The organism is Bacillus fonticola (genome assembly GCF_012955605.1).
Classification (GTDB): domain Bacteria; phylum Bacillota; class Bacilli; order Bacillales; family JC228; genus Bacillus_CG; species Bacillus_CG fonticola.
The window spans coordinates 2,989,954-3,013,595 of record NZ_CP052135.1; the positions used below are offsets into that span (position 1 = coordinate 2,989,954).

The following is a 23,642-nucleotide window of genomic DNA, read 5'->3' on the forward strand; positions in this document are numbered from 1 at the left end:
ACGCAGACTCAGTGGAAAATGCTCAGACTCAGGGCCAGATACGCAGACTCAGTGGAAAATTCTCAGACTCAGGGCCAGATACGCGGACTCAGTGGAAAATGCTCAGACTCAGGGCCAGATACGCAGACTCAGTGGAAAATTCTCAGACTCAGAGCCAGATTCGCAGACTCAGTGGGAAATGCTCAGACTCCGAGCCAGATACGCAGACTCAGTGGAAAATGCTCAGACTCAGGGCCAGATACGCAGACTCAGTGGAAAATTCTCAGACTCAGGGCCAGATACGCGGACTCAGTGGAAAATGCTCAGACTCAGGGCCAGATACGCAGACTCAGTGGAAAATGCTCAGACTCAGAGCCAGATTCGCAGACTCAGTGGGAAATGCTCAGACTCAGAGCCAGATACGCAGACTCAGTGGACAATGCTCAGACTCAGGGCCAGATACGCAGACTCAGTGGAAAATGCTCAGACTCAGGGCCGGATACGCAGACTCAGTGGACAATGCTCAGACTCAGGGCCAGATACGCAGACTCAGCGGAAAATGCTCAGACTCAGGGCCGGATTCGCAGACTCAGTGGACAATGCTCAGACTCAGAACCGGATTCGCAGACTCAGTGGAAAACATCTCTATAACTACGATTCAAACGACTCAATTAGCTCCGAAAGCTCTTCCCAGCGTTCCATTGCTTGTTCGAGTTCTGTTTCGGCTTCTTGTTGCTTGCGAAAGAGCTCGGTCGCTTTTCCGGCGTCGCTTCCTGCTGCTTGAATTTCTGCTTCCAGCGTTTTGATCGCTTCCTCCAGCTTTTCAATACGATCCTCTAGTCCGTCCCACTCTTTTTGCTCGTTATAGGAGAGCTTTTTCTTTCGCTTCTCTGGGCGGGAGTCGGTTTTTGTTTGTACCGTTTCTTGCGCTTGAGCATTTGCTAGCTGTTGTCTTCGCTGTTCCAAGTAATCGGTATAGTGCCCTTGAAAACGGTGAATTTCTCCGCTTTCAAAAGCTAGCAAATGGTCGACCGTACGATCCAAGAAGTACCGATCATGGGAAACGGTTAATACCACGCCAGGGAACTGATCCAGGTAGTCCTCTAGTACGCTCAACGTTTCGGTGTCGAGGTCGTTTGTTGGCTCATCGAGAAATAAGACATTCGGTTCACTCATGAGCACACGAAGTAAGTAAAGACGTCTTCTTTCCCCACCGGACAAACGATGGATGTACGTCCACTGATGTGAGCGTGGGAACAGGAACCGTTCTAGCATTTGTTCTGCTGTAATGATTTGTCCATCAACGGTATGGACGATTTCGGCAACTTCTGTAATGTATTCGATCACACGCAAACTTTCGTCCATCTCTTCATGCTCTTGTGTATAGTAGCCGATACGTACGGTCTGCCCGACAAGCACCTCACCTGCGTCAGGCTCGATTCGCCCAGCAAGCATATTCAGGAGCGTCGTTTTCCCGCTCCCGTTTGGTCCGGTGATACCTAGACGCTCTCCTTTTGTAATAAGGTAATCGAGTTGCGGGACAACGGTTCGACCGTCAAACGCTTTCGTAATCCCTTTGGCCTCGATCACATCATTCCCAAGCCGCTTAGAGCCAATGGCAAACTCGAGATTTTCTTGTACTTGCTCAGTCGATTGCTCTTGCAGAGATTCGACTCGACCGATCCGTGCTTTTTGCTTCGTCGTGCGCGCTTTCGCTCCTCGTCGTAACCAGGCTAGTTCTCGTCTTAGCGTATTTTGTAGCTTTTGTTCTTGTTGTTGAGCTTCCGCCACTCGTTCTGCTTTCTTTTCAAGAAACAGCTCGTAGTTCCCTTTATAGGTGTACAGTTGCCCTTGGTCGAGCTCAAAAATTCGGTTCGTGACACGGTTTAAGAAATAGCGGTCATGGGTCACCATAATGAGCGAGCCAGTATACGTCGCCAAATGCTTTTCCAACCATTCAATCGTTTCGTGATCGAGATGGTTCGTCGGTTCGTCCAACAGCAACAAGTCTGCCGGTTGAATGAGCGCTTTTGCGAGAGCCACTCGCTTTTTTTGTCCCCCTGATAGAGTCGAGGTGCGCTTATGGAAGTCAGAAACACCCAGCCGTGTCAGGATTGTCTTCGCTTGTGTACCCGCATCCCACGCCTGCTGAGCATCCATCTGCTGTTGCACGCGTGTGTACTGCTCTAACAGACGCTCGTTCGCTGGATCCGCCTCTAGCTTGTACTGTGCCTCCTCGTACTGAAGAAGTGTTCGCATGAGCTGTGCCTCCCCCGCGAACACCTCTTCCAAAACAGTACGATCTTCTGAAAAAACAGGCTCCTGTCGCAAATAGGTTAGCGTAAAGTCATTCGCATGGGTAATAGAACCCTCTTCGGTAGACTCTACTCCAGCGAGCACTTTGAGCAAGGTAGATTTGCCCGTACCATTGACGCCAATGAGACCAATTCGCTCCCGCGGCTCTACAGTAAATACCACCCCATCCAAAAGCACCTTTTCTCCATAAGACTTTCTCAAACCATCCGCGACAACCAAACTCACCATACATCCGTCCCTTCGATATGCTACCCATAACTATACCATAATGGTGTCAGTCCCCCGCTACTTTAACGTATTACCGGGGCGGGGGACTGACACCGGCTTATATAAATGCTCGCAATCATTTAAGCTCACAATCTCGGCCACTGCCACTGCCTGCTGGCGCCCCAATGAATTCAAGGGAATGTTTGATGCCCCTTGTATACGCATTGTCCGATTCCAATCCGTCTCTCCGTGTCGAATGCAGTAAATCATACAAACCACCTGCTCTCTCCCGATCTAGTCAACAATTACGATTGTAAACTAGATGGGAAAAGAGTTCTAGGTAGTTTGTTCGACAATATCTTTAGGCTTGGAACTAACTCCTTAAAAAGCCACCCTCCGAATTAATGACTTGTCCTGTTATCCAGCCAGCTTCTTCACTTGCCAAAAAGGATATTAACTGAGCTGCATCCTGTGGCATACCAATACGCCCTGACAAAAACTTCGGAGCAAGATGTTGCTTTATTTCCTCCGTCATCCATCCTGTATCAGTTGGCCCTGGATTCACCGCATTCACGGTGATTCCTAATGGAGCGAGCTCTGCTGAGAGTGATAGTGTGAAAGCCGTAATAGCGCCTTTTGTCGCAACATAGGCTAATTCATCAATCATCGGGCCTAATGCCTGACCCGATGTCATGTTAATAATTCTACCTGCTTTACTGTTGGAATTTTGAAAGCGACAAGCAAATTCAACACTTAGTAGAAACGTCGCTCTCATATTAACTGCATAGTGATCATCTAAAATCTTTGCATCCAAATGCATGTACCCGTCTCTTTCCGAGAAAGCTGCATTATTAACTAAAACAGTAGGTAAGCCTACCTTTGTTTCGACTACATCTAAAAGTTGAGCAGGAGCTTCTGCATTAGATAAATCAACCTCCAAGTACCCACACCTAACCCCTGATCCTTGTATCTCTTTTTGGAAATTTTCCACCCACACTGATTCAGCTTTCCAATGAATAAAGAAGATATCACTACCCTCCGCTGCCAATTTACGGCATACCGCTGCGCCAATCCCATTACTATGACTTACTCCGGTTACTAGAGCGATGTTTCCTTTAAGCTTACGTATGATCAACGACCTCCTGTACAAAGCAATTACGTTTATATTAACGTAATCATGAAGCTAATTTGAAGAGAACGCCGTAAATTACTGGAATTCTACCTTGCGATACAAAACCTTATACCTGTTTCGAAGCAACCACCCCACCAAACGTCCTCACAATATGATTAAACGTATACCACTGCTTCGTCGGCACTTGATGAGTGGCTCCCTTTAAGTGAATTACATGGTGACGGGGGCATTGTTTATAAAGCTCTCCGTGTGGAAATATCCACGGTGTCATCGTTCCGTAAACTAGTAAAAGCGGAACACCGAGCTCTTGAAGCGATGAAGTGCGATCATAGAGTAGGCACCGGTGATACATTCCGTACCACGCTTGAACGTTCGCTTTGCACATGTGTTGGTAAAGTTGTTCTTGTACTAGTTCATCGGTTGTATGAGAAGAGGCTAGTACTCTCGCTAGCGCACGAGGGAACCTCTCTACAGCAATTAAACCCAGTAAGAATTCCGTGTACAATCCCTTTGTAACTATCTTGGGAAAACCACCTGATAGCAAAATCCCCAGCGTTCGTTCTGGGTATTGCAAGGCAAATTCCTGCGCGTAGCAGCCTCCAGCTGAATACCCACAGAGGAGCGCTTTAGGAATGTGTAAGTGGTCAAGTAATCGATGGATTTGTTCTACTTGCTTTGTAATCGGAATCAGCTCTGGATCAAAATCTGAATCGCCATGACCGTTAAAGTCAGGCATAATAAGACGATACTCAGTAGACAACTGCTTCTGAAAAAGAAACACCTGACTCCCAAGACCCGGTGGATGAAAGAATACGATCGGCGTTCCTTCTCCTAAATCTTCGTAGGCCATGCCTTCAAACGTCTGCTGCATAGTCACATCTCCCATTTAATGATGATCTTTAAAGTAAGCATCAACCGCACGGATCCCTGAGGCCGCGGCGCCTTCCATCGTGGCAAAGTAAGGCTGGTGTGTGTAATCGCCAGCTAAATAGAGCGATTTGATAGGCGTTTTTTGCTGTGGTCTTAAGTGTTGATTTCCCGGTCGTAAAGAGTGAAAATCGTCGACATGATCAATCTTCCTGTAATCGAGCACGTGATCTCGAATGGGGATGCCAACTCTATCTAAGTCTTTCAGAACAATTTCTAGAGTTTCCTTCCCGTCTAACTCCAGGAACTTCTCCGGTGGGGTCAAAATAATCGAAAGTCTTCCCTCAGACTCCTGGAAAGTGGTTCGAGACTGTTCAGCAAAGCTCGCTAAATGGGTTAGAGGGGCAAAGGACGTGATATCGATCTCTATAGCGGGTTTGTCCAGCTCTATTTGAATTACAGACGCTGGCATCATCGGCAGCTTATAGATCGTGTTTGCAAAAAAAGGCTCGTCCTTAAACGGCAATGCCAAATCCTTGACGTTATGCAAAGTCGTGGCGAGAATGGCAGCCTTTTCACAAGAGTAGCGATCGCCAGCCTCGGTCTCGACACCAGTAACTTTTCCATCCTGTACCTGTAACTGGTGAACCCTGACACCCGTTTTCACCTCGCCGCCAAGCTCGCGTATTTTACGAGCGATGGGTTCACACATCACCTCAGTCATACCACCATTAAAGGCACCAAGCCTCAATTTATAAAATTTCATAACGCCAGGTGCAAACAATCCAAAAAAGACGTAAGCAGAATACTCAGTAGGAGGTAAAAAATAAATACCTGTAGACAAAGGAATAATCAGATAGCGAAAAGCTCGATCCGTCACACCGCATTTTTTGGCAAATGAGCGCACGTCAATTTGATCTAGTTTTTTAGGGTGAAACAAATATTGAAGAAGCCCACCTACGAAGAAAGGAATTAAAGAAAGCTTGTCCTTCAAAGAAAGATACTTATGATTACCGATAAGTCCCTTAATCATTTTCACAAACCCAAATAGAGGCGCCAACCCCATCACGACTGGGCGTTCTTGCCCTACTCTCACATGGATTTTTTCTTCCCACGTCAGCATCTCGTTTAATTCAACATCGGCTTTTCGCAATATTTTTGGTAGCTGTGAGTAATATCCAATATAGCGATGAAACCCAGACTCCACGTGCATACCGTGATCATTCCATGAAGAAGTACGACCACCAACCTGATCTTCTGCCTCCAGCACCAAAACTTTCTGGTTCTTTTCAGCGAGCAACAATCCACTCGTTAAACCAGCAAGTCCACCGCCGACCACGATGGCGTCGTATATGTGTGTATCCATAAAGTTTAACCCCTCGTTTTGCAGCTACAGACCGCAAGTATGTTGCTTATAATATGGCTCTGGTGTGGTTCTTTATGCGTTTGGTATGGGGCTTAACTTTAGGGAACTGGTACGCCCCGAACTGTGTCGAAACGGAGGTACTCACTATGCGGAAATCATTGCGGGAACTGGTACCACCCGAATTTTGTCGAAAAACTAATTCGTAATTAGTTCCTTTCCCTTTACCTTCACTGCTTCCTCATAAATAGCTTGTACATATTGCTTACGCTGCTCTCCACCATTACCAGGAAACGTCGATAATACGGCCCCCACGTCCATGTAGGAGGGCCTTTTCTCGTTGGTTATATCTGCAAAGTAACGGTAACTGCTCCACCTATAGCGTGGCTCTTTTGCCACCAAACCTGCCTTCACGGGGTTTAAATGAATATACTGACTCACCTTTTGCATAGAGCGATACCCAATCACAGGTTCGCGAAAATATCGATTCTCAAATACGTGACCAGTTAGGTGAAAGCGATTGTTATAGTATCTAGCAAATCGTTTATTGATGACTCCCATCACGATGGACAAAGGGGTTTCGCTGCTTTGAATTAATAGGTGAGTGTGGTTGTGCATGAGGCAGTAAGATGCAATGGAGAAGGGGTACTTTTCATGAGCTTGTTCAAGTATGTGTTCGTAGGCTAGAAAATCATAATCAGTGGCAAATAAAAGGTCTCGATGATTCCCTCTGGACACAACGTGATAGTAAAAGTGAGGGTTCCAAGGTACATATTTTCGAGGCAATAAGGTTGGCTCCTTTCGGGGAAGGGAATTTTGGAACTAGGGGAAATAATAACGCAAGTTTAGTATACAAACAGCAGTCGGAAAAGTCACTTTATTCAATTCGACAAAATTCGGGGCGTACCAGCTCCCGTACAAAAAAACCGACAGGGCTGCAACACCCGTCGGTTTCAAATCATACCTCGTGCTTCTGTTGGAAATCCGCAATCGCTTCATACTCCTCTGTAAATAGTCTTGAGCAACGGATAAAGAGAGGGAACAAGTCCCGATACACAGCTGCTGCTGCAGGATCTGGTTTGTGCTCATGTGTCGCTCCTACAAACTCCTTCACAACAGACAAATCTTCTACTTCTCCTAATGCGTACCAGCCTAAAACGGCGGCGCCTAAGCAAGAGCTCTCAAAGCTTTCCGGTACAGTAACGGGTTGGTCAAAGACGTCTGCCATCATTTGTCGCCACACGTCAGATCGGGCAAAGCCACCTGTCGCTTGAATGCGTTGTGGAGTTCCGGACAGCTCTTCTAACGCCAGTAACACGGAGTATAGGTTCATAAGCACACCTTCTAAAACGGCACGAATCATGTGTTCTTTTTTATGATGCATCCCGAGTCCGAAGAACGACCCTCTTGCGTTTGCGTTCCAGAGAGGGGCTCGTTCGCCCGCCATATAGGGATGAAACAGCAAACCTCCCGCTCCTGGCGCTACACCTGACGCAATTTTCGTTAGCACATCATACGGATCGACACCGAGTCGTTTTGCCGTTTCCACTTCAGATGCCGCCAACTCATCGCGAACCCAGCGAAAAATCATCCCGCCGTTATTCACGGGTCCGCCGATCACCCAATGATTTTCCGTAAGCGCATAACAAAAGATCCGTCCTTTAGGGTCTGTAACCGGTTTGTCTGTGACAGTTCGGATCGCACCGCTAGTCCCGATCGTGACGGCTACTACTCCGGGATCGATTGCGCCTACGCCTAAGTTAGACAGCACCCCATCACTAGCTCCCACTACAAATGGTGTGTCGGGTACCAACCCTGTCTCCTGTTGGGCCGTTTCGTTCAACCCTTTACAAATATAGGTCGTTGATACTGGTTTCGATAATTGATCTGCCGTTACGCCAGCAAGTTCCAACGCTTCCTCGTCCCAAGCCAAATTCTCCAAGTGAAACATCCCAGTAGCTGATGCAATGGAATAGTCCACGACGTACTTGCCAAACAACCGATAAAATACATATTCTTTAATGGAAATAAATTTGTATGATTGCTGAAAGAGCTCTGGCTCCTCATGGCGCAACCAAACAAGTTTGCTCAAAGGTGACATCGGATGGATTGGCGTGCCCGTCCGTTCATAGATCGCCTGCCCGTTCCACTTTGTCTTAATTTCCTCAGCCCATTTTGCACTCCGATTGTCACTCCATATGATCACTTTCGTCAGCGGTTTGCCCAGTTCATCAACGGCAATCACACTGTGCATCGCCGAACTAAACGAAACCCCTTGCACGTTCTGAGGATCCAGCCCCGCCTTCTTCACTGTTTCACGAATCACACCGACCACAGCACGATACATTTCCTCTGGATCCTGCTCAGCTGCAGCTGGTGACGGTGTGTATAAAGGATACGAAATGGCATGTTGACTCACAATGTCCCCGTTCCCAGAAAACAAAACCGCCTTCGTACTCGTTGTCCCCATATCCACACCTATAAAATAACCTCTTGCCATAAGTTAAAACCCCCACACCCGGAACTGGTACGCCCCGAATTTTGTCGAATTCAAATTTGATATGTACAGGCAAAAATGAGAATAAAACATTCATGAGCTCATCACGCCACCATGCATGGAAACTGGTCACAAAGCAGTCGAGTTGTCATCAAGGCGACGCGTGTGAAGCCCCATGGAGTTTATCAATCAACATCCGAAGTTGTTGTGTTTCTAATAGGTTAGATCATGATGTTAGGATTGTGCGTAACTCCGCCCCTTTTCCACAGAAAAGAAGGAAGAGGAAATCGCCCCTCTCCCTTCTGTAGTTTAAATGATAAAGAGTCCAATAACAAAAACGACCGCAAAACCAACAAACCCGATAATCGTTTCCATTACAGTCCATGACCACAATGTCTGTTTGACGTCGAGCCCAAAGTACCGGTTCACTAACCAGAAACCAGAATCGTTGACGTGAGAGAATGCTGTAGCACCGGCTGCGATACTAATCACGATGAGACCTAATGCAGGACCCGTTAAGCCTACCATTTCAATGAACGGTGTCATTAACCCAGCCGCAGTGACCATAGAAACGGTAGCAGATCCTTGTGCAATTCGAACTGCTAACGCAATCAAAAACGCTAAAACAATGATTGGCAAACCTGAAGCAGCCATTGCGTCCCCAAGCACGTCACCCACTCCCGAGTCGATGAGCACTTGCTTGAACACACCACCAGCACCTGTTACGAGGATGATGACCCCAGCTGGTTCTAAAGATTTGTTAGAGATATCAAAAACTTCGTCTCGCGTGTAGCCTCTACGTGTACCGAGTAGATAGAACGAAAGCAATGCTGCAATCGTCAATGCTACGAACGGATGTCCCAAGAAGGTGAATATCGTACGGAATACATTTTCATCCGATAGTGTGGCATCTAATACCGTGTTTGCCAAAATAAGTACAAGTGGCACAAAAATGATACTCGCTACCATCGCAAAGCTAGGAAGCTCTTTATCGTAGTCCTTTTCCTGAATTTCCATGTATTCTGGTACGGTTACATGAATCTTTTTAGAAATGTATCGCCCAAAAACAGGTCCTGCTAGAATCATTGCCGGAAGACCTGCGATTGCACCGAACAAAATAACCCATCCTAATTCTGCACCAATTAATTCAGCAACAGCAATTGGTCCTGGTGTTGGCGGGATGAAGCTATGTGTAACAGCTAAACCTGCTAAGAGTGGAATTCCGTACAAGAGAAGTGACTTCCCTGTTTTCTTTGCAAGACCGTAAATGATGGGAACGAGAATGATAAATCCTACATCGAAAAATACGGGTATCGCAACGAGGAACCCTGTGATCCCTAGGGCTGTTGGCGCTTTGTCCTCACCAAATTTCTTCAAAAGAGTTTGTGCAAGGCGTTCTGCCCCTCCCGATACTTCGAGCATACGGCCAAACATGGCGCCTAAACCAACAACGACTGCGATAAAACCTAAAGTACCGCCCATCCCGTTTTGAATGGAGGCAATAACATCCCCTAAAGGCATGCCTGCTGCTACCCCTACTAGCAAACTCACAAGCAAGAGAGCAACAAATGCGTGAAGCTTCGTGCGAATGACTAAAAACAACAAAAGAAATATAGCAGCTAACGTGATCAAAATAAGCCAAGTACCTGTGTCCATCTGTCATCCTCCTCTAAATTAAACTAGATTTGTAACCCGATTTACCAAGATCTATAAAACTGGAAAAAATAATTTTCGTTACTTCTTATTTTAAGAAAAAATTTTCTTTATTGCAACCGCTTCCAGAAAAAAATTTTTTCTTCTATACTAAAACGAACACGAAGAACGGAGAGATGGACATGCAAGCAAATCAAGGACAGGCATTACGAATGATTCGAACACAATATGGAAGTCTCAGTAAAATGGATCAAACCATTGCCGATTGGATTTTACACTACCCTGACCAAGTGGTGCATTACACCATAAGCCAGTTGGCAGAGTCTTTAGGTATTGCCGACTCAACTGTCTTTCGCTTTTGTAAACGGTTAGGTTTCTCTGGCTTTCAAGCGTTCAAAATTTCTCTCGCCTCTGAAATGGTGCAGCCGATGGAGCAAATTCATGAAACGATTGAACAAGGGGACTCGATTCAGGTCATCACAGAAAAGGTGTTCCGTTCTAATAGTAAGACGCTTGAAGATACATTATCGGTGGCTTCACAGGAAGCGATGTCTGATTCTGTGCAAGCTTTTTTAGGGGCAGATCGTATTGAATTCTTTGGCAGCGGCGGCTCGGGCATTATCGCTTTCGATGCGTACCATAAGTTCATTCGCTCTGGACTGCGAGTATATGCGAACTTAGACGCCCATCTACAAATTATGTCCGCAGCTCAGCTCTCAGAACACGATGTCGCCGTGTTAATCTCACACTCAGGAAGCACAACAGATATTTTACAGCTGCTCGCTTTGTTGAAGGAAAAAGGAACGAAAACGATTGCCGTTACGAACTTTGCCCGTTCCCCATTAAGCAAAGGGGCGGACATCACCTTATATACCGTCTCAAACGAAACTGACTATCGCTCTGAAGCGCTCTCATCCCGTATCGCCCAATTAACCTTACTCGACGCACTCTATGTCAACGTCATGATGGCAAGAAAAGAGGCAGGAAACGTTGCCCTAAAAAACATGCGAGAAGACATATCTATAAAAAAGATGTAACTTTAGGGAACTGTGCTCCATGGTGTACATAGAAACGCAGGCTTAGGGAAGGATGCCTAGTAGTAGAAGTTTCTAGGAGGGCACTATTATGGATCAAAGGAAGCAGATTCGGATTACCTCGGGCGAATTATCACAGCTGTGGACACAGTACATGAATGAAAGTGCAAGTATATGTATGCTAACTTATTTTCTGAACAAGGCGGAGGATCAAGAGATAAAAGAGGTGATTGAATTTGCCTTGCAATTGTCCGAAACGCATGTAGAAACGATCCGTTCCATTTTGACAGAGGAAAAGTACATCATTCCCCATGGATTTAAATTGGATGAGGACGTCGACGTTACTGCTCCCCGCCTGTTTTCAGATGTATATGCTCTGCATTTTGTCCATCAAATGGGGAAACTCGGTTTAACTGCATACGGTCAGGGTTTGTCTTTGTCGATACGTTCTGACATCACCCACTATTTCCGTGAGTGCCTTTCCGAGTCAGCAAAGTTGTTCGAGATGGCGAAGGACCTTCTCCTCTCAAAAGGTCTCCTTGTTAGAACCCCATACATTACAAGTCTTGATCATGTTGATTACGTAAAAGATCAGGGTTTCCTTTGGGACTTCCTCGGAGAAAAAAGACCACTCACTGTATTGGAAATCACGAATCTCCATGAAAATATCGAAAGAAATGCATTGGGGATTGCCACGCTAATTGGTTTTAGTCAAGTTGCCAACTCAAAAGAGGTGACCAAGCATTTCATTAGAGGGATAGAAATTGCAAAGAACCAATTAGGCAAGTTATCAAAAAAACTAAATGAAAGTAATCTTCCCGCTCCTATGACATGGAATTCGGATGTAACAAACAGTACAAAATTTACGTTTTCCGAAAAGATTATGATGTTTTACACTGAAGCTCTGATTGTCTTAGGCATAGGTTTTTACGGTATTAGTATAGCAACGGGACCTAGAATAGATCTTGGGGCTAGTTACAATAAGTTTATTTTAGATATACAAAGATACGCAGAGGATGGGGCAAACATTATGATTAACAATTCTTGGTTGGAGAAGCCGCCACAAGCTTCTAATCGAGAACAATTAGCAAAGAAAAATATGAATTAAATTTATTTACAATAAGTTTCAAGGTGAATGATTCTAGATCCATTCGACAAAGTTCGGGGCGTACCAGTTCCGGTAACTTTAACGGGGATTTGTGGGAAGGATGGAAGTGAGATGAGAGCATGGGTTATGGTGTTGGTGGGTGTTTTAGCTATTGTGCTGTTGTCCGCTTGTGGTAGTGCTCAAAATAGGAATGAGGAGCCTACGGAATCAGTTGATGGCCTGACTCGTACTGGTGGGGAGCAGTCTGAGAAGACAGAGCCTGTTTCGCAAGACAGTTATCAATCGGTTGGTATTGTTCTCGCTATAGATAATGAAGCGAAACGTGTACTGTTGAAAGATGAAAGCGGTTCAGGGGCTATTTGGCTGACGATTGATACGTATGAACGCTTTAACGAAATCCAACGTGGTGATAAGCTCGGCTATAACGTTGGTTTCGTGGCAGAGTCATACCCAGCTCAAGGCGGAACAGAGGAAGTAGACATTTTGGAGAAGCAATCGTTCGATATCGTGTCCAAAGAAAAGTCGCTCTTTACGAACGAGCACCTCAAAATTCTCGGATTAGAGACGACAAACGACGGGACGAATACCTTCCAGATTATTTATCAAGTAAGTGACGAACTGCGAGACTATCTGAAGTTCAATGAGTTTTACAATTTTGTTCTCACCATTCAAAATAAAAATGAACAACTCGTTGGAAAAAGCCATTGGTTCTTTAGCAGCAGTCAGCCAATCACACCGGAAACTGAACCGAAAACATACAGCGCCAACGTTTTCTTTGAGCAAACTACGTCACCAAAGCTCACGAATGGTTCACCGAGCGTGGTTCCAAGCTACACCGTTTATGTAGAGAACACCACTGGTGAAAAAATATTCGATGCGGGAAACGTCATGCTCCAAGCAAACTAGTGAAAATCGGCAGGATCGACTAAGCGTTCACCACGTAGTCGAATCCTGTCGATTTTTTTGTGGGTGACAACCTCTCTGTTAAATGTTAACCTTTATTTGTACATAGGTTAACATTTACACACAAAGGGGTTTACACGATGAGAAATGAACGGTTACGCGGCATGATTCATGCAGCATTTTTCGCGGCATTGTTGGGGATTTTTGCACAAGTGACAATTGAATTACCGCTTGTTCCACTCACGATGCAAACATTTGCGGTATTGCTTACTGGTATTATTTTGGGTCCAAAGCTCGGGTTCGTTGCCATGATTGTGTATTTAGCGCTTGGTTCAATTGGGGTACCGGTCTTTGCCCAATTTTCCTCAGGAATTGACAGTTTCGTCTCGCCATCAGGTGGGTTTCTAATCAGTTATCCATTTGCAGTATTTGTCATTGCAGCACTCTTGCACGGAATAGGCACTACGGTTGTTCGTGCACACATCGCGTGTTTAGCGGGAACGGTGATCATCTATGCTTTTGCCGTTGTCCATTACATGATTTTCTCTGGAGTCACATTAGGTGCGGCTTTAGCAACTATGGTGATTCCGTTTATTGTTGGGGATCTTATTAAGCTCGTGCTTGCCTGTGTCGCTGGGGTGCAAATTCGCAAACGGTTAATTCTAGCACGACTGTTACCAGATCATTCAACAACCAAGGTCTCTGTTGAAAAGGTTGCGTAATCTTGCATGACATGTAAAGGGGATGTCCGATAAGTGACAGCTCACCACGGTTTTACGCCGGATATAGTGTTTGTGGTTTTTGACAAACACTATATCTGGCGGTTGTGGTGACTGTTACTTTGCTTTTAGGACATCCCCTTGTCATTTCAAAATAGACGGAGCTCGACGTTACGAACGCTTTTCCCCTTTGCAAATCGGAATCCAAATCTCACTACGGTAACCCTCTGCCCACGGATCGCTATCTTCGTACACTTCTAGCTCCGCAGTCCCCGCATGCAATATCCTCTACCGTTAACTCATCGGGCAAATGGTAGTCTGCAAAGTTCGTCAAGATGACAATACTTACTAATAGTAAAAACCAACCTAATTTAGGCTTTAGGCTTTCTAATTGCGTTTGTTATTCCCTACACCTCCGTCTCCATTTCAAACTAAAAATATCAACAAAACCACTCTCCAATTGCCCTTTTTCTTCCATTCTATCAAAGATAATGAACAGTACCACCAGCTTCCAAATAAACTGGTTACTATAACCTGATCACCCTTAATATGGTAATACAATAACAAATTCACTAAACGGAGGGAGAAATTGTGGCTACCCTCATCCTTATACTTTGTTCGTACCTACTCGGATCTGTGCTATTTGGCCAGATCGTTGGATTTTTTTCTGGGAAGGTCGATTTAAGAACAACAGAAAGCGGAAATGTTGGTGCAAGAAATGCTGGTAGGTTGCTCGGAAAGAAAGCTTTCTTCTTTACGGTGATTGGAGATGCGGGAAAAGGGGCTGCGGTCGTTTTACTAGCAAAGTATTTTGAGTTCAGTACGGAGTTTCAGTTGCTCGCGTTGCTCGCCGTCTTAATCGGACATCTCTTCCCGATAACACTCAAGTTTAAAGGGGGTAAAGGGGTTGCCACTTTTTGTGGAGCATTCCTTTCGCTTGATCCACTGCTATTTCTAGTGTTCGTCTGTATCTTTTTCGTTTTCTATGCTCTTTCCAGAAGTGTGACAATAGCCGGAATGAGCGCAATCTTTACGACACCTTTTCTGCTCATGGCAGTTCGTTATTCTTTCTGGACCAGTGCTATCATGATCTTCATCACCCTGCTTATCACATGGGCGCACCGCGATAATCTGAAAGAAAGACTAAAAACTTGGAGTTGAAATTCGGTATGGGTCTTACCTACAAAATTGCCACTACAAAGGAAGAATTCGAACAAGGAAGGTTTGGGTCGCTTTTTAGATTTTATGAGTTATTCTTAAAATCCTTCCAACCACTTTCTGAATGAACTCTAGTAATAACACCAGCGTCAGAGTAAAACTCAATTACATCATCGCCATCTACATATTTCGTTACTGGTAACTCAACTTCTATTTGATCGTATTCTTGATGATCTACCATAAAATCAAGAGTATAGCGCAGTTTAACTGTTGCTTCTTGAATTTCTTCGGAAAGCCACTTTCTGTCTTCATCTGATTTCATTTTGCCTGCTAGTTCTCTTTGATTACGCTCAATCCAATAAAGTTCATCGTAATCTACAACTAAAGTTTCAGTCAGTTCTTGTTTTTCTAACGAGTTTCTTTCCAATAATTCTTTTCCACTGGACAGATAGAAGAAAGCGAAGCCCAAAATAGCGACTGTAATCAATAAAAACAATGACTTTCTTTTCTTTAAAAAAGTATTTTTCCTCATTATATTCATCCTCCCTTATAAAACAGTGTACCAGACGTTTTCTGATTCATCAGTAAGACCCATAAAAATTATATTTACTAAGATATATTCGAAACAAAAACTTTAATGCCCTTTTATATTATGACTAGGAAGAAAGTGTAACAAGAGAGTTATAAACCTTTGAACAATGAGTACTCACTTTTTGCAAGAATGAATAGAGATATCAAAACTGTTACGGGATTTAATCTAAATGTTATTAAACGTTTAATAACAAGAACCGAGCGCAAGGCTTCAAGGGGGAACCTGGAACGTATCCAAATGCTACAAATTCACGATTGAAGGCCCAAATCTGACCGAAAAGTTGTTTTACTACTGCCTGCAACTTCTTTATTAAATATAGTCAGCCACTGGGATTTAGTAAGGTTGACTTACCAATAAAACTGACCACATAACTAAGAGAAATGCAGAAACCCAATGGATATTTCATTCAACAAGTTTCAATGTGATTTTTAAATGCATCTTCTTTTAAGTTAAAGGGTTCTTCTAGTGAAGGGGGTGTAAAACATGAAAAAAATCAAGGAAACAAAACCTAATGGGGAAGTAACTATCCAGGCTCCTCTAGTATGTACCAGTCATTTGTCTTGTTGCGAACAAGAAGGATGTCCAGGAGAATTTCGACTCCTTCCAAACGGAGCGCTTGTCTTTAATGGACGATGCTGCTACTAATCCAACGAAATTCAATATAAAATAAAGTTTTTTGGAGGGAAATGAACAGATGTATATTACTGATATTAGGGCAAAACAAATTTTCAATTTAAGTTTAGATACTCTTACTGAGTTTGAGTATTCATTGTTAGAGCAGGCTCTTAATCATTTTAATCAAGCAGCTGTGCTCAATACGAATCCGCTTGAGTATAAAGTCTACGAAAGTCAATACTTTTATCAAAGTCTCGATCAAAAGGTTGGAAAAAGAATGGCTGATCAACTCAGTCATTTTATCCGGTTTAATGATTATTTACGAGTAACCTTTATGAAAACCCAAGCTATTGAAACTAATAAGGCATCTTACTATGTTTCTGTAGCTCATCTTATTCGGCAAGCTGGAGGTTCGTTCAAAAAAATAGTGTCATACCGAGATGGGAAACTGTTAGGCGAAAATAAAATTGAAACGGATCAGCAAGTGTTAGAAACACCTCATGAATACGATGTATTAACAGAGGAAGAAGTTGCATTAAACGATGACGCGATCTCTACTCAATCAGGGTTACCATGTATTCAGGATGGATGTTGTTCCTTTCGCTATAACGGAAATCCATTTAACCCTGAAGTAAATTACAATTGGTGTGGCGCCAACTGCGGGAGTGGTGTTCCTGTAAATGATTTAGATACTTGCTGTAGAACACATGACTTTTGCTACGGATCTTTTGGATCCTATCCAAATAGATGTTCATGTGACCAAACTCTAGTTGATTGTGCTAGTTTTACTGATAATGCAGGTACAACTCGAGTAATTGGTGCATTTAACGCCAAAATGTTTGTCATGGGGTGCTAAAATAAAGATGTTTAGCGAAAGTTAATTTATTCGAGCAATGCCTAGGCTCCGGTAACAACGGGGCCTTTCCTTATGAAGATCAACGTTTAAAGAAGTACATAGTTTCACCATCCATAAACATAAGTGATGGAAATCATTTTAAAAAAATTATGAGTTATCTTCACAAAATTATAGCTGCTTAGAGAATGGAAAGAGTTCTACTTGTAATTGCTGTTAAACTCCTTCAACTACTGTGGTGTAGGATAAGTGAATGACACTATACACATTTCTATGTATTCATGTGTAATTTTCAAAATTTCACATACGATACACTCATAGCATTATCTTATATTAATCGGTAGCATAACATACTAAACTAACGGTCCAACAAACAAATTACTTTTCAGTGCAACTTTCTTACGATGTTATCCGTCTCACTTCTGAAGGAGCAAAAGAGGGGATTATATGAAGCAGGATCGAAAAGACCCGTTATCACTTATTGAAGATGAATACAGGAAAAACTATTCCTTTTTAAAATACTTCTTAATAAAGCTCACATCTGACGAGAAGTTAGCTGAGGATATTATTCAAGAAGTCTTCTTTAAATTACTCATTAAACCTGAGCAAGTTTTGAAATTTGAGAGTATAAGGAGTTGGTTGATCACTTGCGCAAAAAACACACTCATTGACTTGTACAGGAAGAAGAAACCTTCACTTTTGAAGGATGAAGAGATAATTATCAATATGTTAATAGATAATCACGGTCCAGAAGAGAAATTCTTAATGAGAAATGAGGTTAACGAGATCTTAGAAAGACTATCCGAAATGGATAAAACGATATTTCTCGCAAAGGAGCACTATGGTTATAAGTACGACGAAATAGCTGCTCTACTCAACATGCCTGTTTCATCTGTGAAATCCAGAATGTTTAGGCTACGAAAAGATATATTATCATCAGTTCAGCGGAGTGATTATGATGGCAAATAAGGATGCGCACCATATTTTAGTTAGAGAGTTAATTCCCTTTTACGATGACGTTGAGGAAGATGCAAAAAAAATAATAGAAGAACACGTTCAATCTTGTCGGTCTTGCAGAGAATATCTACAGGTGAGCATGGATGCCTTTCCCCACACACTTGTCCCTGAAAATAGGGCTCAAGACGAAAAGGCTCCACCTTTTAAAAGGCTCGTCCAATTCAAAAGGTTTTTGTTTTTCTTTCAAAGTGCATTAAGGCTTTTCATCCTAGGATTAGTTTACTTTAATATAAACACGGATTTTAATATCCGCGTTCACGTAGATGCAAACATGATTCTATTTTACTTTCCTTATGCTGCGTTAACTAATGCTATCGTGTTTATTTTTTACCGTAAACTCTGGTTCTGGATCGTTCTCACTTTTGATATCATCGTGCTCTTGTTCTTCGGAGATTTTGTTCAATTATTTTAGATAAAGGAGTGATTTGATGAGGTTGACAGCTATGATAGCTGGTTTATTAGGCATATTAATATCTCTCACTGCACAACTCTTCGCGGTTATTGACGATTCTTACACTTTCGGGAGTATTGGGTTTTTAGGCATATTTAGTGGGGTGTTAGGTGTTATCGCGTCTTTTCAAGTACACAAAAACAATAAAAAGGCAACAATTCTCCTTGTTATTTCCTTACTATGCGGGATTGTCGCTATATCCTATTTATATGCTTTACCCGCGTTACTTCAAATTATATGCATTATGTACACAGCACGAAAAATGAAAAGCTAATTGTGTAGTGCAAAATAGAAGTACAGAGTTGTGCAACGAAAACGCACATAACTTTGTACTTCTTTTTTAGGCAAAAAAGCTAAATTGAAAAAGCCTTTAAAAGAATAGTATCTTTGTAGAAGGCTTTTTTTAACTTCACTTTATACCCAATAAATAGGAAGTTGATATATATAGGTATAGACAGATGGGGACTGCTAACATTCCTAAAGCAATTACCAATATCCCCATACCAGACCAACCACCAATTACAAAAGAACCAACTAAAGTTAATCCAAAAAAATCATGGTTATATTTGTGGCTCGTATTATGTTTTTTACTATAAACATGCTTATAGTAAATATCACCACATTACCAATAACACCAATACCGATAGGGACTAGACCTCTGAGCGTAACCCGTTGACGTTAGATCAACCTATTACGAGCGACGGCGATATGACATTCAAGGACCAACTTATAGATCCTCAAAGTGAAGTGTTTCTAGATCATTTGTTAGATGGCGACCAGATAGAAGGGTATTTAGAAGACCCAATTTTACTCAGAGCTATTCTAACGTTAACTCCCAAACAGAAGGAAGTAGTAAATTTCGCCTACCTCAAAGGATTATCGGATACAGAAATAGCAACGGTTCTTAATAAGACACAACAGGCCGTATCAAAAGTGCATAAAAAAGCTCTTGAGAAAATGGGTGCTTTCTTAAGGGAGAATACGGTGTAGAAAGCATCTAGGTTTCATGTAAACAGTCACTTTCTTTCCTCTGAAAAACCTTCGATATTTTCATATTCCCCCAGTATAGAAACTGTACTTCTCCGGAGTAATGTGCTACCTTTTTTGCATATTATGAGGGGGAGTTTTTTATTTTGATTATTCCTTATGATTTCGAGATAGAGCTGAGTGAGTATGCTGTATTAGGAAAAGAGAATGATTTTCCAATGTTTGATCAATGTCCAAACTGTCAGTGTCCTTCACCAGGAAACATACATAGACATGGCTATTATTGGCGTTTTGGCGTGACGGAGGAGGAGACCGTTAGGGTTCCCATCTGCCGAATGAAATGCTTACAGTGTAAAGTGAGCTTATCCATCCTTCCGGACTTTTTCATTCCCTACTTTCAACATACAATTCATACGATCTTACAGAGGGTTTATCAGCTATTACATGATAAGAAAGGAAAGAGTAGTCGACAATTACTAAGATTTCACCTAACGAGGTTCTGTAAGAGTCTAAAGTGGGTTCATACATTTCTAGTAACTTTAGGTGTGGTAAGCAGGTTTTCAGCAGATATAAAAAAAGAGGCCATAAAATATTTGAACCTGCTCCGAGATTTTGGCGAATCCACCTTCTTACGAAGGTCTTGGGGGCATAATTCATCATACTTTATGGCACATTAATTCTACCATATTTTTAGCGATATAAAAAAATTGTTCATCCCACACACTTTTTTCATAGTCGGAAAACCCCGAAAAAAGTAGAATAATAACCATGGATGACCGGTCGTCCTTCTCACTAAAAGGAGGAAGATTCCATGAATGAAAAAGAACGGGAACAAGTAGCCTTATTTCGGTATGGACTAATTGCCCCACTATTAAATGAACAGGTGGATGCCAAAGAATACTTTGGAGAGTTAGTAGGAAAGGTTCACTCCATTCCTTATTATGGAGAGCGAACCGTCGCAGAAAAAACGATGAAGGAATGGCTGCTTCATTACCGCAGACATGGGTTTGAAGCATTAAAGCCGAAGAAACGGACAGACCGAGGAAATTCGAGAAGGTTATCGGCTGATGACCAAGATCAACTTCTCGAACTACGAAAAAAAATTCTCCATATGCCCGTGAGTGTCTTCTATGAGCACCTCATTGAGCTAGGAGAAATAAAGAAAAATACAATATCGTACTCTACTATAAACCGATTACTTAAAAAACACAATCTAGTAGGGAAAAGAATTGTCGCAACCCCTGAAAGAAAAAGGTTTGCCCATGAACGAGTCAATCATTTATGGCAGGGGGATCTGTCTCACGGGCCTTACATTCCGATTGATGGCAAAAAGAAAAAGACGTTTCTAATCGCTTATATTGATGATTGTTCTCGTCTCGTTCCGTTTGGTCAGTTTTTCTCATCAGAGAAATTCGACGGTGTAAGAGTCGTGACCAAAGAGGCCCTTCTTCGAAGGGGAAAGCCAACGATGATTTATGCCGATAATGGCAAGATTTATCGTTCAGAAACTCTTCAATATGCATGTGCTCAATTAGGGATAACGCTAGCTCACACACAGCCTTACGACCCTCGTGCGAAAGGCAAGATTGAAAGGCTCTTTAAAACGATTCAAACGAGGTTCTATCCTTTACTCCAAGCAAAACCAGTAGACTCTTTAGAAGAGCTAAATGAACGGTTTTGGCGTTGGCTAGAAGAAGACTATCATCGTCGTATTCATGCATCTTTAGATGGAAAGACTCCGCATGAAGTCTACCAATCTCAATTGGAGAACGTGACGCTTCTTGAGAATACAGCGATTCTAGACACGATCTTTTTGAAGAGAGAACACCGAAAGGTGAAAGCCGATAGTACAATCACTTTAAACAAACAACTCTATGAGGTACCCCCACGTTTTATCGGACAATCCATTGATGTCCGCTTTGATGAGACAGGCATTTTTGTATTTGAAGAGGATCAAAGGGTGGCTGAAGCAGTACCTGTATCAATGACAGACAATGCCAAAGCAAAACGAGTGCGTTCTCCCTTTACCTTAACGGACGAAAAGGAGGGGAACGACTATGTATAAGTCTTTCTATTCCTTGGCTCAAACACCATTTTCTAAAAACTTGCGTTCGGCTGATGCCTTCCAATCAACTGACCACCAAGGTGCTCTTGGAGCACTCGATTACTTGAAGAAATCAAGAGGAATGGGTCTTCTTATCGGTGATCCCGGTGTGGGCAAAACCTTTACGTTGCGAACGTTTAAAGAATCATTGAATCCCTCGCTGTACCATGTCGTCTATTTCCCTCTTTCGACAGGAGGCGTTATGGACTTCTATCGAGGCTTAGTTTACGGTTTAGGAGAAGAGCCGAAATTCCGTAAAGTGGATGTATTTCGCCAAATTCAGCAAGGAATTGAACGAATGGCCCATGAACGGAAGATGACCCCTGTTTTCATACTCGATGAAATGCATTTGGCTAAAGATGCGTTTCTACAAGACTTAGCGATTCTATTTAACTTTCAGATGGACTCAACGAATCCATTTATCTTGATTTTAGCTGGGTTGCCACACCTAAAGACACGCTTGTCTATTAATCATCACAGACCCCTATCCCAGCGATTGATAATGAAATATGAGATACAGCCTCTAGTGAAGGAAGAAGTAGCCGAGTATATCGACCACCATATGAAGCTAGCTGGAGCTAAGATGCCTATTTTTACGGAGGCAGCTATTGAGGCGATTGCTTTACGGTCACAAGGACGACCTCGTGTTATTAACACGTTAACCATTAATAGCTTACTATTTGGAACGCAGCAGAAAAAAGAACAGATCGATGAAGAAGTGGTACGCTTAGCGATCGAGGATAGTGGGTTATGATGACAAAAGGAATTATGATCTATAATCAGGAAGAACAAGAATGGAGATTATGGATTGGGCATCAAGACTACTGGATTCAACAAGGTTATTTCTTTGAACTATTCATTCAAGGGCAGTGTTTTCAAGCCTATCTTCAGAAGGATTTAGACTGGTTTATCACGATAGAGGATGATGTCAAACTAGTGCTGCACATACAGGAAGTCTATAAAGTAAGCGTTCAGCTAGAGGATTTTATAAAAGTCGAAGACCCGTTTTAGGGTCTCTCTTTTTCATTTTAAGAACTGGATTAATTTGAACAGAGTTTTGCATATTCCGGAATAACGTGGAAAACTGAGCACATTATTTCATATTTTCTCCCGCAATAATTTGAAAATGAGGTGCTGAAATAATGTGCTCGTTTACAGGTTTCAGAGTAAAAACGCTAGAATCTATTGAAAGGGTGCTAAAATTGTATGAATTAGTAAAAGAAGCTAAAGATAGCAACTTCGCTTTGGAACAGGTTGTAAGTTTGTTTGAACCGAAACTTAAAAAGTCATTATCACTGACTTCTCTAGGCACGAAATAAACAACACTAAGTGCCCTACAAAGGTAGTTGTAAGAAAATTTTAACGTTTTATTTTCAACTAACAAGTATCAAATGCCTGTCTTGATACAAAATAGTCACCTGACATTAAAGGGATTTGGGGGGTTCATGCAGTATTGGTAGTATACATGCCTCTAGGACGTACAGAAGGAGAGATCGATGAATGGAAATAAGAAATTATGAACCAAAAGACGAGCAAAGTTGGCTACGTTGCCGTGTGCTTTCCTTTATACAAACAGCTATTACGACAACGTCTGCAGAGAGAAAGAACACTACGACCACCCCTCCGTTGAACTGGTAGCTACGGAAAACGGACAAGTTGTGGGGCTGCTGAATATAGAGATTGAATCTGCGCCAAGAGAAGTTTGTTCGGACGATGCTATACGAAGCGCCATGCTATGTCACATCGCCGTACATCCAGATCACCAACAAAAGGGTGTAGGACAAAATTACTAGCAGAAGCCGAGGCGCGTTTACAGACCCAACAAATTAAGAGATTGGAAGCATGGACGAAGGACGACAAGTGGGTACAGGAGTGGTACGAAAAAACGGGGTGGAATAGGAAGAGCTCTTACTGGCATGTATATATGGAAGGGGATAAAGAACTGAAGCCGCTTCAAAGTAAGATGTCAAAGTTGTATCCTGTTACGGCTTTTGCTCATTATATGGGGGATGAAGTTTTCTCTTTAAAACAAACTGTAAAGCGACTGCATGAGTGTGTGTAGTATGAGAAGTTTTTGTGAAATTGAG

The 23,642-nt window shown here is 42.7% G+C and carries 26 protein-coding genes; 17 read left to right on the forward strand and 9 right to left on the reverse strand.

Annotation, left to right across the window (positions count from 1 at the left end; genetic code table 11):
• Positions 1 to 630: 630 nt before the first annotated feature.
• The 8 genes from HHK01_RS14660 to HHK01_RS14695 form a co-directional block, all read right to left on the reverse strand.
• Positions 631 to 2,520, reverse strand: a complete 1,890-nt coding sequence (locus tag HHK01_RS14660; protein WP_170008832.1) for an ABC-F family ATP-binding cassette domain-containing protein — start codon at positions 2,518 to 2,520, stop codon at positions 631 to 633.
• Between the two features lie 60 nt (positions 2,521 to 2,580).
• On the reverse strand, positions 2,581 to 2,772 hold the full coding sequence (locus tag HHK01_RS14665) for a histidine phosphatase family protein (RefSeq protein ID WP_170008465.1): 192 nt from the start codon (positions 2,770 to 2,772) through the stop codon (positions 2,581 to 2,583).
• A gap of 103 nt (positions 2,773 to 2,875) precedes the next feature.
• Positions 2,876 to 3,631 carry an SDR family oxidoreductase gene (locus HHK01_RS14670; RefSeq protein WP_170008833.1) on the reverse strand — a complete coding sequence of 252 codons (756 nt, stop codon included), beginning with the start codon at positions 3,629 to 3,631 and terminating at the stop codon, positions 2,876 to 2,878.
• Positions 3,632 to 3,740: 109 nt separating this feature from the next.
• The gene (locus HHK01_RS14675) at positions 3,741 to 4,505 is read right to left on the reverse strand and encodes an alpha/beta fold hydrolase (protein WP_170008466.1); all 765 of its coding nucleotides are present in this window, start codon (positions 4,503 to 4,505) and stop codon (positions 3,741 to 3,743) included.
• Between the two features lie 15 nt (positions 4,506 to 4,520).
• Entirely contained in the window at positions 4,521 to 5,867 is a 1,347-nt protein-coding gene (locus HHK01_RS14680; protein ID WP_170008467.1) for a hydroxysqualene dehydroxylase, read from the reverse strand.
• A gap of 195 nt (positions 5,868 to 6,062) precedes the next feature.
• Complete coding sequence (locus HHK01_RS14685) at positions 6,063 to 6,650, reverse strand: transposase (protein ID WP_170008468.1); 588 nt, start codon at positions 6,648 to 6,650, stop codon at positions 6,063 to 6,065.
• Positions 6,651 to 6,822: 172 nt separating this feature from the next.
• Positions 6,823 to 8,364 (reverse strand): gluconokinase, encoded by a 1,542-nt coding sequence (gene gntK, locus HHK01_RS14690; protein WP_170008469.1) that lies wholly within the window; start codon positions 8,362 to 8,364, stop codon positions 6,823 to 6,825.
• Positions 8,365 to 8,670: 306 nt separating this feature from the next.
• Entirely contained in the window at positions 8,671 to 10,017 is a 1,347-nt protein-coding gene (locus HHK01_RS14695; RefSeq protein WP_170008470.1) for a GntP family permease, read from the reverse strand.
• Positions 10,018 to 10,196: 179 nt separating this feature from the next.
• Between HHK01_RS14695 and HHK01_RS14700 the strand changes: the two genes are divergently transcribed.
• The 5 genes from HHK01_RS14700 (at position 10,197) to HHK01_RS14720 (ending at position 14,939) form a co-directional block, all read left to right on the forward strand.
• Positions 10,197 to 11,051, forward strand: a complete 855-nt coding sequence (locus HHK01_RS14700) for a MurR/RpiR family transcriptional regulator (RefSeq protein WP_170008471.1) — start codon at positions 10,197 to 10,199, stop codon at positions 11,049 to 11,051.
• 88 nt (positions 11,052 to 11,139) lie between these two features.
• Positions 11,140 to 12,156, forward strand: a complete 1,017-nt coding sequence (locus HHK01_RS14705; RefSeq protein WP_170008472.1) for a DUF3231 family protein — start codon at positions 11,140 to 11,142, stop codon at positions 12,154 to 12,156.
• 27 nt (positions 12,157 to 12,183) lie between these two features.
• On the forward strand, positions 12,184 to 13,062 hold the full coding sequence (locus HHK01_RS14710; protein WP_170008473.1) for a DUF3221 domain-containing protein: 879 nt from the start codon (positions 12,184 to 12,186) through the stop codon (positions 13,060 to 13,062).
• A 137-nt stretch (positions 13,063 to 13,199) separates the two neighbouring features.
• Positions 13,200 to 13,781: a biotin transporter BioY gene (locus tag HHK01_RS14715; RefSeq protein WP_170008474.1), complete on the forward strand. Its 582-nt coding sequence runs from the start codon at positions 13,200 to 13,202 to the stop codon at positions 13,779 to 13,781.
• A 588-nt stretch (positions 13,782 to 14,369) separates the two neighbouring features.
• On the forward strand, positions 14,370 to 14,939 hold the full coding sequence (locus tag HHK01_RS14720; RefSeq protein WP_170008475.1) for a glycerol-3-phosphate acyltransferase: 570 nt from the start codon (positions 14,370 to 14,372) through the stop codon (positions 14,937 to 14,939).
• An 82-nt stretch (positions 14,940 to 15,021) separates the two neighbouring features.
• Here the strand turns inward: HHK01_RS14720 and HHK01_RS14725 are convergent, their stop codons facing one another.
• The gene (locus tag HHK01_RS14725) at positions 15,022 to 15,468 is read right to left on the reverse strand and encodes a hypothetical protein (protein ID WP_170008476.1); all 447 of its coding nucleotides are present in this window, start codon (positions 15,466 to 15,468) and stop codon (positions 15,022 to 15,024) included.
• A gap of 754 nt (positions 15,469 to 16,222) precedes the next feature.
• Here HHK01_RS14725 and HHK01_RS14730 point away from each other — a divergent pair.
• From HHK01_RS14730 to HHK01_RS15690, 12 genes are all read left to right on the forward strand, one after another.
• Positions 16,223 to 16,999, forward strand: coding sequence for a phospholipase A2 family protein (locus HHK01_RS14730; RefSeq protein WP_170008477.1), 777 nt, complete (start codon positions 16,223 to 16,225; stop codon positions 16,997 to 16,999).
• 444 nt (positions 17,000 to 17,443) lie between these two features.
• Complete coding sequence (locus HHK01_RS14735) at positions 17,444 to 17,965, forward strand: RNA polymerase sigma factor (protein ID WP_170008478.1); 522 nt, start codon at positions 17,444 to 17,446, stop codon at positions 17,963 to 17,965.
• The gene (locus tag HHK01_RS14740) at positions 17,952 to 18,425 is read left to right on the forward strand and encodes a zf-HC2 domain-containing protein (RefSeq protein ID WP_170008479.1); all 474 of its coding nucleotides are present in this window, start codon (positions 17,952 to 17,954) and stop codon (positions 18,423 to 18,425) included. Before HHK01_RS14735 ends, HHK01_RS14740 begins: the two co-directional genes overlap by 14 nt.
• Positions 18,426 to 18,441: 16 nt before the next feature.
• On the forward strand, positions 18,442 to 18,738 hold the full coding sequence (locus tag HHK01_RS14745) for a hypothetical protein (protein WP_170008480.1): 297 nt from the start codon (positions 18,442 to 18,444) through the stop codon (positions 18,736 to 18,738).
• Positions 18,739 to 19,172: 434 nt separating this feature from the next.
• Positions 19,173 to 19,454: a sigma factor-like helix-turn-helix DNA-binding protein gene (locus tag HHK01_RS14750; protein WP_228027595.1), complete on the forward strand. Its 282-nt coding sequence runs from the start codon at positions 19,173 to 19,175 to the stop codon at positions 19,452 to 19,454.
• A 215-nt stretch (positions 19,455 to 19,669) separates the two neighbouring features.
• Positions 19,670 to 20,128, forward strand: coding sequence for a DUF6431 domain-containing protein (locus tag HHK01_RS15990; RefSeq protein WP_228027750.1), 459 nt, complete (start codon positions 19,670 to 19,672; stop codon positions 20,126 to 20,128).
• 134 nt (positions 20,129 to 20,262) lie between these two features.
• Positions 20,263 to 21,516, forward strand: coding sequence for a DDE-type integrase/transposase/recombinase (locus tag HHK01_RS14755; RefSeq protein WP_170006483.1), 1,254 nt, complete (start codon positions 20,263 to 20,265; stop codon positions 21,514 to 21,516).
• Positions 21,509 to 22,309 carry an ExeA family protein gene (locus HHK01_RS14760; RefSeq protein ID WP_170008482.1) on the forward strand — a complete coding sequence of 267 codons (801 nt, stop codon included), beginning with the start codon at positions 21,509 to 21,511 and terminating at the stop codon, positions 22,307 to 22,309. Before HHK01_RS14755 ends, HHK01_RS14760 begins: the two co-directional genes overlap by 8 nt.
• Positions 22,306 to 22,566: a hypothetical protein gene (locus HHK01_RS14765; RefSeq protein ID WP_170007305.1), complete on the forward strand. Its 261-nt coding sequence runs from the start codon at positions 22,306 to 22,308 to the stop codon at positions 22,564 to 22,566. The genes HHK01_RS14760 and HHK01_RS14765 overlap by 4 nt, the downstream gene beginning before the upstream one ends.
• A gap of 489 nt (positions 22,567 to 23,055) precedes the next feature.
• The gene (locus HHK01_RS15680) at positions 23,056 to 23,193 is read left to right on the forward strand and encodes a hypothetical protein (protein ID WP_228027753.1); all 138 of its coding nucleotides are present in this window, start codon (positions 23,056 to 23,058) and stop codon (positions 23,191 to 23,193) included.
• Complete coding sequence (locus HHK01_RS15685) at positions 23,187 to 23,348, forward strand: GNAT family N-acetyltransferase (RefSeq protein ID WP_265575565.1); 162 nt, start codon at positions 23,187 to 23,189, stop codon at positions 23,346 to 23,348. The genes HHK01_RS15680 and HHK01_RS15685 overlap by 7 nt, the downstream gene beginning before the upstream one ends.
• Entirely contained in the window at positions 23,291 to 23,617 is a 327-nt protein-coding gene (locus HHK01_RS15690) for a GNAT family N-acetyltransferase (RefSeq protein WP_228027754.1), read from the forward strand. The genes HHK01_RS15685 and HHK01_RS15690 overlap by 58 nt, the downstream gene beginning before the upstream one ends.
• The last annotated feature ends 25 nt before the right edge of the window (positions 23,618 to 23,642 follow it).